Genomic DNA, 15,230 nt, shown 5'->3' with positions numbered 1-15,230 from the left:
GCAATCTTTGATAAAGTTTATGTTCTAAAGTTAAGGTGAATTTTATAATGAAGATTAAAATGCGTGGTCAGGATGTAAAGGTTTTTTACGGAGAAAAAGAAGCTCTTCATGGTATTACCCTTGAGATTCCTGAACATCAAGTTACTGCTTTAATTGGTCCTTCAGGATGTGGAAAATCGACCTTTTTGCGTTGTTTTAACCGCATGAACGATACAATTGAAGGCGCTAAAGTAACAGGTCTTATTAGTTTAGATGGGGAAGATATTTATGATTCGCGGATTGATGTTGTAGAATTACGTGCGCGTGTTGGGATGGTTTTTCAGAAGCCTAGTCCTTTTCCTAAATCTATTTTTGAAAATGTTGCTTATGGGCCACGTATTCATGGTTTGGTAAAATCACGCGCTGAATTGCATGATATCGTTGAAAAAAGTTTGAGACAAGCGGGTTTATTTGAGGAAGTAAAAGATCGTCTTCATGAGCCTGGGACAAGTTTATCAGGAGGGCAGCAGCAGCGTTTATGTATTGCGCGTGCTATTGCGGTTAGTCCTGAAGTTATTTTGATGGATGAGCCCTGTTCAGCTCTTGACCCTATTGCAACGGCACGTATTGAGGAACTTATTGACGCATTACGAAAAAATTATACGATTGTCATTGTAACACATTCAATGCAGCAGGCAGCACGCGTTTCTCAATATACGGCCATGTTTCATTTAGGGCATTTGGTAGAAGTTGGTGCAACTGAAATGATCTTCACCTCACCAAAAGAGCAGCGTACGCAAGATTATATTACGGGGCGTTTTGGATAGGTGAATGGAGGAGTGTAGAATATGACAATGAACCATACTGTCCGTTCTTATGATGCAGAACTCAAATATTTGGAAGCAAAGATTACGGAAATGGGGAGTCATGCAGAAAGGATGATTGAAGATTCTATTGCATCGATTGTGCGTAACGATCTTCAGCTTGCTGCGACGGTTATTGCTGATGATTTGTTTTTAGATGAAGCAGAACGTGATATTGATGAAAAAGCGATTACTATTATTTGCAAGCGTCAACCGATGGCAGTTGATTTGCGTGAAATTGTTGGTGCTATTCGCATTTCTTCTGATCTTGAAAGGATTGGAGACATGGCAAAAAATATCGCTAAGCGGACAGTTGCTCTTTCGGAAGTACGTCAGCCTGCGTCCTTTTATTGTGGGCTTGAAACGATAACAGCTTTAGCGCTCAATCAGTTAAAGGAAGTATTAAGTGCTTACACGAGTCGCTTATTAGATCGTGTTGATGCAGTGCGTGAGCGTGATGGTAAAATTGATGCTTTATATACTTCTCTTTTTCGGGAACTTTTGACATATATGATGGAAGATATGCGCAATATCACAGTTTGCACACATTTACTTTTTTGTATAAAAAACATTGAACGCATAGGTGATCACGTCACCAATATTGCTGAAACGCTCCATTATATCATAACGGGTCATCATATGTCTTCTGATCGTCCTCGCGATGATCTTACCTATAGAGTTGGGGTGAATGAGAAGAAGACAGATTAAGTTTTTTACTCTCAGAGGTATAAAGGATCATTTTTTGCATATTCATATTGTTGGATGTTTGGAAGTTTAGCATTTTTTAGCGATTGAAATATGAAGATTAATATTATGGGTTACATCTGGTGCTCAGTAATAAAAATATAAATTTATATTTTCTTTATTTATGAAAAGGTTAATCCCTTTAATTAAGATTTTTTTATTTTTTCTTTCATATAGGTGTCTTTTAATTACTGCTTGTATTAGAATTTTACTAAATTGTAATAATTAGCCATATATTTTCTTTTAAGAAATATTTAAAATACATTTGTATTTCAAGTATGTCTATGACATAGGAATGTGCTGCATAAGATGAAAAAAAAATATTGGACTGTTTTTGTTGCGTGTTGTATTGCGCCGTTGGTTATTGTGGGTTGTAGTTTAAATCACTTTAAAGTTGAAAAAGATAAAGATAATAAGACAAAAACAGTGATGTATCCATTGACAGAGCGTCAGTGTCTTATGCGTGCAATGTATTTTGAATCAAATCGCACAAGTCGTGAAGGAATGATTGCAGTAGGAACAGTTGTTATGAATCGTGTTAATTCAACTGCTTATCCAAAGACAATTTGTGGTGTTGTTGGTCAGTACAAGCAATTTGCCCCTGGTGTTTTAACGCGTTCTATGGATGAACCGGCATCTGTTGCCCGTGTTAAAGAGGCGGCTGATGCTGTTTTACGTGGTGAACGTGATAAGAAAGTTAAAAACGCTATGTTTTTTCACACTGCTGGTTTAACTTTCCCTTATACAAATATGTATTATGTTCGTGTTGCGGGTGGTAATGCTTTTTATGAAAAGCGATCACGTAATGGATCACGTCAGATTCCTGCTAATAACCGTCCTTATGATGTTGCTTATGCTTTTGCTCAAGAACGTTCTGGTAATGTACAAAGCTTCATTGGAGCAGGCTTAGGAAGTAAAGCAATAAAGATAGAAGCAAAGGAAAAAGAGAGACACAATGCATCTTCTACAGTAAAGGTTGCGCAAGTAAATAAGGTGCACACTACGTCTTTTGTTGTTGCACAGCTTGATAGGATTCCCATTCCTACGAGTGCACCTCGTCGTATAGATAAGAGGGAGGAGACTAAGACAGTTGTTGCATATGCTGTACCTTCATCAGATCAGTTAAATGCTATTGTTGCAGTGTTAGAAGAACGCTATAGAAGCCGGTAATGTTTACGAGCAAGGAAGAGTGTTGGTAATGTATTTTGATATTCATGAGATGATTTCGCCTGAAATGCTTAATCGGCTTGCAGAAATTACAGTAAAAGTAGGTCTTAATTTACAAGAGGGCCAGGATCTTGTTTTAACTTCTCCGGTTTCGGCATTACCTTTTGTTCGACGTATTGCTTATCATGCTTATAAGGTTGGTGCAGGTGTGGTAACCCCGATTTTTAATGATGATGTGTTATCGCTTATGCGCTTTGAAAATGCGCATATTGCTAGTTTTGATCATGCACCTTATTGGCTTTATGAGGGAATGGCGCAGGCTTTTAGAAATGGTGCTGCGCGTTTAGCTATTGTTGGTGATGACCCTTCGTTGTTGTCTAATCAGGATTTTAATAAAGTTGCGCGTTTGAATAAGGCTACTTCGATGGCTTACCGACCTGCTCTTAAAGAAATATCGAATTTTGCCATAAACTGGTCGATTGTTGCTTATCCAACAGCAGGATGGGCTACAGCAATGTTTCCTACTTTACCGCTTAAGGAAGCGGTTAGGCAATTAGCTGATGCAATTTTTGCTGCTTCAAGGGTTACAGAAGAAGATCCCGTGCATGCATGGACTGTGCATAATGCAACTTTGAAAAAACGGTCATCATGGCTTAATGAGCAGCGTTTTGCTGCTTTACATTTTACAGGACCAGGTACTGATTTAACAGTTGGTTTGGCTGATGATCATGAATGGCATGGTGGTGCATCCGTTGCTCAAAATGGTGTTGTTTGTAATCCGAATATTCCGACAGAAGAAGTTTTTACGACTCCTCATGCTTATAAAGTTGAAGGTTTTGTTCGTTCAACGAAGCCACTTTCCTATCAAGGAGCGGTGATTGATAATATTGAGGTACGATTTGAATCTGGACGTATTGTTAATGCACGTGCCTCAAAGGGCGAGGAAGTTCTGCGACAGGTTTTGCAAAGTGATGAAGGGGCAAGTCGATTGGGTGAGGTTGCTCTTGTTCCTCATTCTTCTCCGATTTCTAAAAGCGATCTTCTTTTTTATAACACATTATTTGATGAAAATGCTGCATGTCATATTGCTTTAGGGCAGTGTTATTCCAAATGCTTTTTGAATGGAGCATCGTTGACAGCAGAGGGAATTGCAGCGCGTGGTGGTAATAAAAGTGTAATTCATATTGACTGGATGATTGGATCAGGTGAAATTGACATAGATGGTATTATGCAGGATGGTGGGAGAGTTCCTGTCTTTCGAAAAGGTGAATGGGCTTAATATTTTATTGTTTATGATGCTTTGTTGGAAAATGTATAATTTTAAAAAAAATAGATGCCTGAGCTTCCTGAAGTAGAAACTGTTCGTCGTGGACTGGAATTAGTTGTGACAGGTGCAAAAATTATATCTGTCACGCTTAATCGTAGAGATTTGCGTTTTCCTTTTCCAGAAGCTTTTCCTGAGCGGCTTGTGAATAGAACAATCGTGGAACTTGGTAGACGCGCGAAATATTTGTTATTTCATCTTTCACAGAATGAAACAATTTTAAGCCATTTGGGAATGTCAGGGTCGTGGCGCATAGAGGATGATATTTTAAGAGAAACATCTTCTGCTAAAGAAAAACTTGTTAAGCATGATCATTTTGTCATGAATGTTCAGGCAAGGAATGGCAAAATTTACCATCTTATTTATAATGATGTTCGTCGTTTTGGGTTCATGCTTTTAGTAAATACAAGCAAGCTTTATGAGCATCCACTTTTAAAGAAGCTAGGAATCGAGCCTATGAGCAATGCATTTTCTGGTGGTTATTTGCGAGAGGTTTTTGTTAATAAAAAAATATCTCTTAAGGGGGCGTTGCTTGATCAGTCTATCATTGCGGGTCTTGGAAATATTTATGTTTGCGAAGCGCTTTGGCGTAGTCGCTTATCTCCACAGCGTAGTGCTTTTACATTAACATCAAAAACAGTGCATGCACAAGAACTTGCAGATTCTTTAGCACAGAATATACGCAATGTAATTGCTGAAGCAATTCTATCTGGTGGTTCTTCTTTACGTGATTATATGCATGTAGATGGCTCTCTTGGTTATTTTCAACATATTTTTTCAGTTTATGGGCGAGAAGGCAAGGAATGCATGCAATGTGGAACGCCCATTGTTCGTATTTTGCAATCTGGGCGTTCAAGCTTTTATTGTGCACAATGTCAAAAATAAATAAGTTGTCTTGCAAAATCTTACAGGAGGCTTAAAGTCGTATCTATAATTATATAAGGCTTGAGAGGTTTTTTATGCTAAATAAGGTACTAACACATATTGATGATAATATCGAAAAGAGCCTTGAACGCCTTTTTTCTCTTTTACGTTTCCAATCGATTTCTACAGATTCGGCTTATAAGGATGCGTGTCGTGAAGCAGCTGATTGGCTTGTAGAGGATTTAAAAAGCATAGGTTTTGAAGCTTCACGACGTGATACGCCAGGGCATCCAATGGTTGTTGGACATCATCCAGGTCCCTCAGATGATTGTCTACATGTGCTGTTTTACGGACATTATGATGTTCAACCTGTTGATCCGCTAAATTTATGGGAAGATGATCCATTTACACCTTCTTTAAAAGAGAGGGAGGGAGAGAAAGTTATTTGTGCTCGTGGGGCTTCAGATGACAAAGGACAGCTTATGACTTTTATTGAAGCATGTCGTGCATTTAAGAAAGAAACAGGACAGCTTCCTGTTAAAGTTACTGTTTTATTTGAGGGAGAAGAAGAAAGTGGTTCTTCTTCTCTTGTTCCTTTTTTAAAAGAGAATAAGGATGAGCTTAAAGCTGATTGTGCATTGGTTTGTGATACAACAATGTGGGATGCAGATACCCCTTCTGTTTGTATTGCTCTTCGGGGTATTTTAGGAGAAGAGGTTACGATTACAGCAGCTAATCGTGATTTGCATTCTGGTGCTTTTGGAGGAGCAGCTGCTAATCCTATTCATATTTTAACGAAAATCTTAGCCGGACTCCATGATGAAAATGGTCGGGTAACACTTCCAGGTTTTTATGATGGAGTTGAAGAAACACCTCCACATATTTTGCAATCATGGAATGAGCTTAATTGTACTGCTGAAAATTTTCTTGGTCCCATAGGGCTTTCCATTCCTGTTGGTGAAAAAGGGCGGAGCATTTTAGAGCTTGTATGGGCGCGTCCTACAGCAGAAGTTAATGGGATTAGTGGTGGTTATGAGGGAGAAGGTATAAAAACAGTTATTGCTTCTAAAGCGAGTGCAAAAGTATCTTTTCGTTTAGTACATAAACAAGATCCAAAAAAAATACGCCAATCTTTGCGTGATTATGTGCGTAGTCTTGTTCCTGTTGACTGTACAGTTGAATTTAAGGAGCATGGTGGTTCTCCAGCGATTCAGATTCCTTATGATTCACCTTTTATCAAAGCAGCAAAGGACGCTTTATCGCAAGAATGGAGCAATCTTGCTGTGCTCGATGCTATGGGGGGCTCGATTCCGGTTGTTGGAGATTTTCAATCAATTCTTAATATGGAAGCGGTTTTGGTTGGATTTGCCTTATATAATGATCGTATTCATTCGCCCAATGAAAAGTATAATTTAAAATCGTTTCATAAGGGGCAACGGTCTTGGGCACGTATTCTTGCAGCTTTTGCAAAGGAGGGTAAATGACGGAGATTCGTGTTCATCAAGGTGATTTACCAAATTTAGACAATTATAAAACGAACGCGATTGCGATTGATACTGAAACTTTAGGGTTACAACCACATCGTGATCGTTTATGTGTTGTTCAGCTTTCTTCTGGAGATGGTACTGCTGATGTTATACAGATTGCCAAAGGACAAAAGAGTGCACCAAATTTGGTTAAATTGCTTGAAGATAAGGACATCACAAAAATATTTCATTTTGGGCGGTTTGATCTTGCTATTTTAGCGCATACATTTGGCATTATGCCAGATGTGGTTTTTTGTACAAAGATCGCTTCAAAACTTACGCGTACCTATACGGATCGTCACGGATTAAAAGAAATTTGTAGTGAGTTGCTGAGTGTGAATATTTCCAAACAGCAGCAATCTTCAGATTGGGCAGCAGGAACTTTATCACGCGCGCAAATTGAATATGCCGCGTCAGATGTTTTATATTTGCATCGTTTAAAAGATATATTTGAAGAACGTTTAAGGCGTGAAGAGCGAGAACATGTTGCAAAGGCATGTTTTCAATTTTTACCGATGAGGGCAAAACTCGATCTATTAGGATGGTCAGAGGTTGATATTTTTGCACATAGTTGAATTTGAAAATTTGCTTTTTAAAAAGAGAATAGGGGGAAAATATTAATGCAAAAAAACAAAACTCCTATTTGTTTATGGGTATTTTCTATTTTCTCATCTGTTTTTACATCTGGACTATAGATTTGTGTACTGGTTATAAAATTAAAAACTGCGGCGTTGGCATAATTTAAAATTTTCATTCCAGTTGCTAGAAATCCCTACTTTAGGTGACTTTGAGTTTTTATCTATCATTTTTCTATAGAAAATTTGTAGTAGGATACTATATAAAATCCATTATGAATTTTAATATGAGGATAGATTTATGAATATGAAACATTTTATTATAGCGTTTGTTACAGTTTTTGCTGTTCAGGGAACGAGTGTTATGAGCGTTATGGCTTCTCAAAAGCTTGTGTTTGGCATGGCTTCAGCTATTTCTTCTAGAGATTTTTTATCAAATAGACAAATGAGTTATTCTTTGGAAGATGTCTTTAAAGAGAAATTTTCTTCTGTTGATTATGCTAAAGGAGCAGTGACTGTTCAGTTAATAGTTGTGTCATCTTCGACTAAAAATAAAAGTTCCAAATTTAGGAAAAAACCACCACAACGACTAAAAGGACGGCCAAATTTATCTAAGATAAGTCCGTTTGCTTTTTAGCAAATGAAGAAGCGATATCAGGAGATAATTTCTTTTGCTGGTGATGAATGAGAGGTTTGTCATACTCAGAAAGATAGTGATCAATTTCAATAAGTTTTAAAGAGCTGAAATTGTTTATATCCCAAAGTTTAAGCAGCATTCAATTAGTTTCTGTTGTGCAAGAATGGGTACTGTGAGAAAAAAGTTGAGAGAATTAATTGCTTTTGTTTGAGAGATGGAGAGAATTTTCTTCTTATATTCTAAGTTTGAAGGTTGATTTTTCTCGTGAGATTTTTTCTCACGAAGAATAGTATTCTATTACACAGCTAGTTACATACTTACTTAAACCTTTTCATTTGATAGTATTATTCACGGCATTCAGATATTTTCATCAATATGAAATACGATGAATTATGCTCAATTATTGTATTATTTCATATGCGAATATTGTTGCGCAGATTTTTATACAAAATTTATAGATAACAGAGTGAATCTTATATCAAAAGCATTAATTTCTATATTATTATAGTCGATAAGCATTATTTATATTATAGTTGAAACGATTAAAGATTTGTGTCTTTTTGACTAAGAAGTCTTGTTTTTTTATAGGTGTATCATTTTTACTACAGATATCTGTATTTGCCGCTCTATATGAATTCAGGTGTTCAAATATAAGCTATGGAGAGAAATTATGAATATAAAATGGTTAATAACAGCTTCTGCTTTCGCTTTTGTTTCGGCTTCTGCAGCGCAGGCAGCGGATGTTATTGTTCCTCCCAGTCCGGCACCAGTTGCACCAGTTATTGTTGCACCTACTTTTTCTTGGACGGGTTTTTACATTGGGGGTCAAGTTGGAGGCTTTTCGAGTGATATAAAGATGGATCTTCTCGGTAAAGAAAAAAACATTCCAGTAAGTGATGACTTTTTGCCGAAACTTTCAGATTTTGTAGGTGGTGTTTATGCGGGATCGAATGTTGATCTCGGAAATGGTCTTATTCTAGGTGTTGATACAGATATGATCTGGTCTGATAAAGAAGATGTAAAGTCAGCGCCAACACGTATTATTGCGCAGGATCGTATACCATATATTGTACAACTACTGAAAGATAATGGAATTCAAATTAATGAAAAAGCACTTAAGGATGGTGATAAAGTAGATAATAATTTTACTTTTAAAGAAAAGTGGGCTGGTGCTACACGCATACGCATTGGTTTTGCTGCTGATCGCATTATGCCTTATATTGCTGGGGGTATTGCCTATGCAGAGCTTCAAGATACTGCATCGATATCAATAACAGGAAAAGATACAGGTAGAGTTATTACTTCTGGTAATATATCCGATGAAAAAAAGACATTAGTTGGTTATTCCTTGGGTGCAGGTATTGATTTGGCGATGACTGATAATATCATTGTCCGTGCGGAATATCGTTATTCTGATTTTGGTAAAAAGAAATTTTCAAAGAATAAATACGAGATTTCTTACAAAACCAATAATTTTCGTGTTGGTGTAGCTTATAAATTTTAATTAAGTGCAAAACTGAATTACAAAAAAACAAAGAAAAACAAAGTTGTTAAGGGGTCCTGTCTTGAATGGGGCCTCTGTTTTTTTGTAACTGTGTCATTTTTACTACAGATTTTTGGAGTGTTGTCGTATAGCACTACATATATAAATAAATTAGGAGCAAAATTTATGAATATAAAATTTTTAATGACGACTTCTCTTGTCGCTTTGGTTTCAGTTTCTACTGTACAGGCTGCTGATGTTATCGTTTCTCATCAAGCTGCACCAGTTAAAGTTAAAGCAGCACCAGTTGTTGCTGTCCCTGAATTTTCTTGGACTGGTTTTTACATTGGTGCTCAAGCTGGACTTTTTTCAAGTGATACCAAAATAATTAATTCAGACGTAGAAAAAAATAATGTTTTTACGACAGTAGATGCACCTAAGCCTTCTGGTTTTAGAGGTGGGGTTTATTTAGGTTACAACGTAGAACTTGGTCAGGGTTTTGTTCTAGGTATTGAAACCGATGCTGTTTTAGCTAGCGGTAAAGACGAAAAAGAAGATGCAGAAAGAACTATTGATGACAAAGAAGTCACAGCTTTAAATACAGCTTTTGAGAAGGCTGGGAATAAGCCAAGTCAAGCTTTTGCTAAGGATCAAAAGATAAAGGAAACTTATACTTACGACGAAAAATGGTCTGGTGCTACACGCATACATATCGGTTTTGCTGTTTCTACACGCATTATGCCTTACCTTTCTGCTGGTATTACCTATGCGCAGATACAGGGTGTTTATGGGATTACAGAACAGAAAAAAGATGACACTGTATATACAGCACCTGGCCAATTGTATGATGAAACAAAGACTATGACTGGTTATACTCTTGGTGGTGGTCTTAACTTTGCAGTGACTGATAATGTTATTGTCCGTGCGGAATATCGTTACTCTGATTTCGGCAAAGAGAAATTTGTAAATAGCACACGCGAATTTAGTGACAAGACTAATGATTTCCGCGTTGGTGTAGCTTACAAATTCTAATTAAGTGTAAAACCAACTTACGAAAAGCAAAGCAAAATTGCTAGGAGGTCTCGTTTAAAACGGGGCCTCTATTTTTTTGTTATTGTGTCATTTTTACTACAGATATTTTTAAATAGATGCCCTATATATGCTTCGTTTTGTATATTTGGAGACATTTTATGAACACGAAACGTTTAATAACTGCATCTATTTTTACTATAATTTCGGCTTCTGCAGCGCAGGCAGCTGATGTAATGGTTTCTCGTCATCCAGTAAAAGCTGTTTCGCCAACTCTTGTGGCACCTGCTTTTAGTTGGACAGGTTTTTATTTGGGGCTCCAAGCTGGTGGTTTTTCAAGCAAGAGTGATATGAATATCATTGTTGATAAGAACAAAAGCATACCACTAAGCAAAGACTTAACTCCTAAACTGTCAGCTTTCTCGGGTGGTTTTTATGCAGGTATAAATATTGACCTTGGCGATAATTTTGTGTTTGGTATTGATACGGATTTGGTTTTGTCTGGGAAAAAAGAGACAAAATCTGCTGTCATAAGTGCATCTGATAATGCTGCGGTAGATAATTTAATAACAAGATCTCGCAGATCAGCACCAGCGCAGCCGGCGACCCCAGTAAAACCAGCACCAGCGCAGCCGGCGACCCCAGTAAAGCCAGCATCAGCGCAGTCGGCAACCCCAGAAAAACCAGCATCAGCACAGCCGACGACCCCAGTAAAGCCAGCACCAGCAGAACCAGCACAGTCGGCGCCCTCAGCAAAACCAGCACCAGCACAGCCGGTGACCCCAGTAAAACCAGCACCAGCGCAGCCGGCGACCCCAGTAAAGCCAGAATCATCACAGCCGGCGACCCCGGCAAAGACAGAATCAGCGCAACCAGTAGTAGAGGGAGTCCAAAAATCAGAAGGAGCATCATCTTCTAATCAATCATCTGGACTGGTCTTCGCAAGATCAGCGGGTTCAGGATCAGAATCTTCTGGTGGACTGGTATTATCAAGATCAGCGCATTCAGGACCAGAATCTTCAGGGTCAGAAGGATCATCTGTTAAAGGAGTGAATACAGCTAACTCTGGCGATCATTCTTATGGTGTATCACATGGATCTGGGCACGGAAGTAATTCTCCACATGGATCTGGACACGGTAGTGGTCATTATCACGGTGCACATTCTGGAGGTGTAAATCCTCATAATAATACACATAATGTATCTATTAAAAATGAAAAAGAAAATAATGTATATGGTGTAGAGCAAATTACGAAGTTAATTTCGGCTCTTGGTTTTGATCACAGTCAAGACCAGGGTGCTAAAGTATTCAATCATACTTTGAAAGAAAATTGGGCTGGCTCTACACGAGTGCGTATTGGTTTTGCTGCTGATCGCATTATGCCTTATATTGCTGGGGGTATTAGTTATGTGCAGCTTCAAGACATCATATCGGTATCGCTAAAGGAATCGGATAAAAAAGCATCCCCTGCTAAGGAATTAGTAAACGAAACAAATACGATGATTGGCTATACTTTGGGTGGCGGTATTGATTTTGCAATGACTGATAATGTTGTGTTGCGTGCAGAATATCGTTACTCAGACTTTGGTAAAAAGAAATTTGCTAAGGAAAAACTTGAAATTAATTATAAAACTAATGAGTTTCATGTTGGTGTAGCGTACAAATTCTAATTTTTTTAAGAATGAATGGCTAAAGGCTCTGCCAGTGGTGGGGCCTTTATTTTTTTGAAAGAGTTATTTTGGGGTTTCCTTTTAGGATAGTTTCATGATAAAGCCCATGAAACGTGATGATGTATCTTCTTGATCGCTGCTTAATACGAATGATGAGCTCGGCTTTCCCTATAGATAAAAAACCAGAGTTGCAGGGTTCAGGGAAGTTATGCAAAAATGAAATCGTAAAAGTGGACAGGGATATTTCACAATGACTGTGAAAAATGAAACAATAGACTATTCAAAAACTCTTTATTTACCACAAACAAGTTTTCCTATGCGTGCGGGGCTTCCTCAAAAAGAGCTTGAATTGATGGCGCGCTGGGAAAATATGGGGCTTTATGCGCAATTGCGTCAGCAAGCAAAAGACCGTCCACTTTACATTCTTCATGATGGTCCGCCTTATGCAAATGGCAATATTCATATTGGGCACGCTTTGAACAAAGTCTTAAAGGATGTGATTGTCCGTTCCTTTCAAATGCGCGGTTTTAATGCCAATTATGTGCCTGGTTGGGACTGCCATGGGCTTCCTATTGAATGGAAAATTGAAGAGAAATATCGTGCACAAGGAAAAAATAAAGATGATGTACCTCTTAATGAGTTTCGTCAAGAGTGTCGTGAATTTGCACAACATTGGATAACTGTTCAAAGTGAAGAATTTAAACGTCTTGGTGTTGTTGGAGATTTTAAGAATCCTTATACTACAATGGCTTTTCATGCAGAGGCGCGTATCGCCAGTGAATTGATGAAATTTGCTATGTCTGATCAGGTTTATCGGGGTTCAAAGCCTGTAATGTGGTCTGTTGTTGAGCGAACGGCTTTGGCTGAAGCAGAGATAGAATATCATGACCATGAATCAGAGGTGATTTGGGTTAAGTTTCCTGTTTTGGAAACAAATTCTACAGATTTATATGGTGCTTATGTTGTAATTTGGACAACGACCCCATGGACAATTCCTGGAAATCGCGCGGTGAGTTATTCCTCGCAGATTTTATATAGTGTTTATCAGGTTGAAAGTACGGAAAATGATTTTGGTCCTCAAGTTGGTGAGAAGCTTCTTTTTGCTGATAATTTGGCTATGGGTTGTGCTGAAAAAGCAAGGCTTGTTTTAAAGCGTTTGCGTGCTGTTTCTGCTGATGAACTAAAAAATCTTGTCCTTTCTCATCCATTAAAAGGTTTGGCTGGAGGTTATAACTATAAAATTCCGTTACTTGATGGTTCGCACGTAACGGATAATGCTGGTACAGGGTTTGTTCATACAGCGCCTAGCCATGGGCGTGAGGATTTTGAAATTTGGAATGCGTATAAACCTTTCTTGGAGCAGACAGGCATTGATTCGTCTATACCTTTTCCTGTTGATGATGGTGGTTTTTACACAAAGGATGCTCCCGGTTTTGGACCGGACCGTGAAGGGGGATCTGTGCGTGTTATTGATGATAATGGAAAGATGGGTAATGCTAATAAAGAGGTTATCAATGCTTTAATTCAAGCAGATCTATTATTTGCACGTGGTCGTTTAAAGCATTCTTATCCCCACAGTTGGCGTTCAAAAAAACCGGTTATTTTCCGTAATACACCACAATGGTTTATTTCAATGGATAAAGATTTTGGAGATGGTTCAACTTTACGCAGTCGTGCTTTAGAAGCTGTTTCGATGACGCGTTTTGTTCCTTCTTCTGGTCAAAATCGTTTGGCTTCTATGATAGCAGATCGCCCTGATTGGGTTCTTTCGCGTCAACGGGCTTGGGGGGTTCCTATTTGCATTTTTGCAAATGAGGACGGTGTTATTCTTAAAGATGAGCAGGTTAATGTGCGTATTTTGCAGGCTTTTGAAGCGGAAGGTGCGGATGCATGGTTTGCAGAGGGAGCGCGTGAACGTTTTTTAGGTGAACGTGCGCATGAGTCTTGGGTTCAGGTTCGTGATATTCTTGATGTGTGGTTTGATTCTGGGACAAGTCATAGTTTTGTACTAGAAGATCGAGCTGATTTGAAATGGCCTGCTGATGTTTATTTTGAAGGTTCTGATCAACATCGTGGTTGGTTTCAGTCTTCTCTTTTAGAAAGCTGTGGTACGCGTGCTTGTTCTCCTTATAAAACAGTTATCACACACGGTTTTACTTTAGATGAGAATGGCAAGAAAATGTCTAAATCCTTGGGGAATACGGTTGTACCACAGGAGATTATTAAAACATCTGGTGCTGATATTTTTCGGCTTTGGGTGATGACAACTGATTATTGGGAAGATCAGCGTTTAGGCAAGAAAATTATTCAAACCAATGTAGATTCGTATCGTAAACTGCGCAATGCAATTCGTTGGATGCTTGGAACTTTAGCGCATGATGAAGGAGAAGAAATATCTTATAATACTTTACCGGATCTGGAAAAATTTATATTGCATCGGCTTTTTGAACTCGATCAGTTGATTCATCAAGCCTATAATGAATTTGATTTTAAGAAGATTATGCGTGCATTATTAGATTTTTCAATTATTGAATTATCAGCATTCTATTTTGATATCCGCAAAGATTCTCTTTACTGTGATGCACCATCATCAAAAAAACGGAAAGCTGCTTTGCAGGTTGTACGTGAAGTTTTTGAACGTATGATCACATGGCTTGCTCCAATGTTGCCTTTTACAACGGAAGAGGCTTGGTTAGAACGTTACCCAGAAAGTCATTCGGTGCATTTGGAGCAATTCCGTCCTGCGCGAGAGGAATGGCAAAATGAATCTTTGGCTGGACGTTGGAAAAAAGTTCGGCAGGTTCGTAAAGTTGTGACAGGTGCTTTAGAGCTTGAACGTGCCGATAAGCGTATTGGATCATCTTTAGAAGCAGCACCTGTTGTTTTTATTTCTAATCCGGCTTTATTAGAAGCTTTAGAAAATTTGGATATGGCGGAAATTTGTATTACTAGTGCTCTCACAGTGGTTCATGATGAACCCCCTTCGGATGCTTTTACTCTTGGGGATGTTGAAGGTGTTGGTGTATATCCCGGAAAGGCTTTGGGTAAAAAATGTGCGCGCTCATGGCGCTACACACAGGATGTTGGAAGTGACCCATCTTATCCTGATGTATCTGCTCGTGATGCTGCTGCTTTACGGGAATTACAAATGCTTGGAAAAATTGAAAAGTTTTGAGTCAAAGAAAAAATACAGGATTTTAGATATCTAAATTTATTATAGATGAATAGGATGTTTTATAGTGTCGATAATTCCTGTTACTTTGTATTTTGAGAAAGTTTTATGAATAGAGCTGATCTCTTCTAATAGATCACGGAAATATTTACGTTGTCGGAGAGGGCAAGTTGGAAATGCCAATTAGCGTCGATATC

12 protein-coding genes are annotated in these 15,230 nt (G+C 38.3%); all 12 read left to right on the top strand.

What is annotated here, in order from left to right; translation table 11 throughout:
- Positions 1-47: 47 nt before the first annotated feature.
- The 12 genes from pstB to ileS all read left to right on the top strand — a co-directional run bounded on the left by pstB (position 48) and on the right by ileS (position 15,036).
- Positions 48-806, top strand: a complete 759-nt coding sequence (gene pstB / locus MCS_RS07225) for a phosphate ABC transporter ATP-binding protein PstB (protein WP_004857011.1) — start codon at positions 48-50, stop codon at positions 804-806.
- Positions 807-827: 21 nt separating this feature from the next.
- Complete coding sequence (gene phoU / locus MCS_RS07220; RefSeq protein WP_004857008.1) at positions 828-1,550, top strand: phosphate signaling complex protein PhoU; 723 nt, start codon at positions 828-830, stop codon at positions 1,548-1,550.
- Positions 1,551-1,895: 345 nt separating this feature from the next.
- Positions 1,896-2,756: a cell wall hydrolase gene (locus MCS_RS07215; protein ID WP_004857005.1), complete on the top strand. Its 861-nt coding sequence runs from the start codon at positions 1,896-1,898 to the stop codon at positions 2,754-2,756.
- Between the two features lie 28 nt (positions 2,757-2,784).
- Positions 2,785-4,032: an aminopeptidase gene (locus MCS_RS07210; protein ID WP_004857003.1), complete on the top strand. Its 1,248-nt coding sequence runs from the start codon at positions 2,785-2,787 to the stop codon at positions 4,030-4,032.
- 54 nt (positions 4,033-4,086) lie between these two features.
- Positions 4,087-4,962 carry a bifunctional DNA-formamidopyrimidine glycosylase/DNA-(apurinic or apyrimidinic site) lyase gene (mutM, locus tag MCS_RS07205; RefSeq protein WP_004857001.1) on the top strand — a complete coding sequence of 292 codons (876 nt, stop codon included), beginning with the start codon at positions 4,087-4,089 and terminating at the stop codon, positions 4,960-4,962.
- Between the two features lie 74 nt (positions 4,963-5,036).
- The gene (locus tag MCS_RS07200) at positions 5,037-6,425 is read left to right on the top strand and encodes a dipeptidase (protein ID WP_004857000.1); all 1,389 of its coding nucleotides are present in this window, start codon (positions 5,037-5,039) and stop codon (positions 6,423-6,425) included.
- The gene (locus MCS_RS07195) at positions 6,422-7,042 is read left to right on the top strand and encodes a ribonuclease D (protein WP_004856998.1); all 621 of its coding nucleotides are present in this window, start codon (positions 6,422-6,424) and stop codon (positions 7,040-7,042) included. The genes MCS_RS07200 and MCS_RS07195 overlap by 4 nt, the downstream gene beginning before the upstream one ends.
- A gap of 301 nt (positions 7,043-7,343) precedes the next feature.
- Complete coding sequence (locus MCS_RS07190) at positions 7,344-7,679, top strand: hypothetical protein (protein ID WP_004856994.1); 336 nt, start codon at positions 7,344-7,346, stop codon at positions 7,677-7,679.
- Between the two features lie 670 nt (positions 7,680-8,349).
- Positions 8,350-9,183, top strand: a complete 834-nt coding sequence (locus tag MCS_RS07185) for an outer membrane protein (protein WP_004856990.1) — start codon at positions 8,350-8,352, stop codon at positions 9,181-9,183.
- A 165-nt stretch (positions 9,184-9,348) separates the two neighbouring features.
- Positions 9,349-10,194, top strand: coding sequence for an outer membrane protein (locus tag MCS_RS07180; RefSeq protein ID WP_004856986.1), 846 nt, complete (start codon positions 9,349-9,351; stop codon positions 10,192-10,194).
- A 158-nt stretch (positions 10,195-10,352) separates the two neighbouring features.
- The gene (locus MCS_RS07175; RefSeq protein ID WP_004856981.1) at positions 10,353-11,861 is read left to right on the top strand and encodes an outer membrane protein; all 1,509 of its coding nucleotides are present in this window, start codon (positions 10,353-10,355) and stop codon (positions 11,859-11,861) included.
- Positions 11,862-12,111: 250 nt separating this feature from the next.
- Positions 12,112-15,036, top strand: a complete 2,925-nt coding sequence (ileS, locus tag MCS_RS07170; RefSeq protein ID WP_004856977.1) for an isoleucine--tRNA ligase — start codon at positions 12,112-12,114, stop codon at positions 15,034-15,036.
- Positions 15,037-15,230: the final 194 nt, after the last annotated feature.

The organism is Bartonella doshiae NCTC 12862 = ATCC 700133, assembly GCF_000278155.1.
Classification (GTDB): domain Bacteria; phylum Pseudomonadota; class Alphaproteobacteria; order Rhizobiales; family Rhizobiaceae; genus Bartonella; species Bartonella doshiae.
Note: the sequence above shows the minus strand (reverse complement) of the source record. Positions and strands in the feature narration are given on the sequence as shown.